General features: G+C 71.7%; 1 protein-coding gene and 1 pseudogene. Both read left to right on the top strand.

Annotated features, from left to right (window positions below):
- Positions 1 to 231 precede the first annotated feature (231 nt).
- Entirely contained in the window at positions 232 to 726 is a 495-nt protein-coding gene (locus tag NH287_RS15100; protein WP_253036262.1) for a MaoC family dehydratase, read from the top strand.
- Positions 723 to 1115: pseudogene (locus NH287_RS15095) on the top strand (NADP-dependent oxidoreductase); the annotation flags it as partial. The gene NH287_RS15100 and the pseudogene NH287_RS15095, both read left to right, overlap by 4 nt.

Below are 1115 nucleotides of genomic sequence, written 5' to 3'. Positions count from 1 at the left end.
TGCTCGTGGACGAGCGTCCGGCCCAGCTCGCTGGCGTCGATCGGTCCGGTCACGGTCTGGACGGTGGTCATCGGGGTCCCTTCGGAGTTGAACTCAGGTTCAGGTCCAAGCTGGGGTACAGCGTGTCCCAGGTCACAGGTCACCGTCAAGCAGCCGATGCCACGGGCTCACTTGAATCCGGATTCAGGTTCATCTACGCTGCGGGGACCTGACCCGAGGAGCACCCCGACCATGACCACGACCCCCGCCGTCCCCCGTCCCACGTCGATCCAGGAGCTGCAGGACCTCGTCGGTTCCGACCTCGGCCCGACCGCGTGGCACGACATCACGCAGGAGCGCGTCGACGCGTTCGCGGAGCTGACCGGCGACCACCAGTGGATCCACGTCGACCCGGCGCGCGCCGCCGACAGCGCGTTCGGCGGCACCATCGCCCACGGGCTGTACAGCCTCCCGCTCGGCCCCCGGTTCATGGAGGACCTGATGGCCTTCGACGGGTTCGCCCACAGCCTCAACTACGGCTACGAGAAGGTGCGCTTCCCGGCGCCGCTCCCGGTGGGCTCCCGCATCCGCATGCACGCCACGGTCGTCTCGGTCGACGACGTCGGCGGCGGGTCGGCCCACATCGTCACGCGCCAGACGTTCGAGCGCGAGGGGTCGGACAAGCCGATCTGCGTCGCGCACTCGGTCGGTCGCTTCACCGAGTACCCCGGGGGCAGCGGCCGATGACCGTCGCACGGCAGGTCCGCCTGCGCGCCTGCCCCGTCGGACTGCCCGACGCCGACACCTGGGACGTGGTCGACTCCGAGCTCCCCGCGCTCGGCGACGGCGAGGTGCTGGTCCGCGTGACGCACCTGTCCCTCGACCCCGCCATGCGCGGCTGGTTGAACGACGTCCGCTCCTACGTGCCGCCCGTCGGCGTCGGCGAGGTCATGCGCGCGTTCGGCGTCGGCACGGTCCTGGAGTCCCGCTCGCGCGAGCACGCGGTCGGCGACGCCGTCAGCGGTCTCACCGGCGTGGCCGACCACGCCGTCGTGCGCGGCAGCGACCTCTCCCCCGTCGACCTCGACGCCGCCCCGGCTCCCACGTGGCTCGGCGCACTCAGCATGCCCGGTCTC

The sequence above is a fragment of the Microbacterium sp. CnD16-F genome (assembly GCF_024124465.1).
GTDB lineage: Bacteria > Actinomycetota > Actinomycetes > Actinomycetales > Microbacteriaceae > Microbacterium > Microbacterium gawkjiense.
Note: the sequence above shows the minus strand (reverse complement) of the source record. Positions and strands in the feature narration are given on the sequence as shown.

Coding starts and splice junctions, on each gene's coding strand:
- NH287_RS15100 (WP_253036262.1), top strand. CDS start 232: ATGACCACGACCCCCGCCGTCCCCCGTCCCACGTCGATCCAGGAGCTG.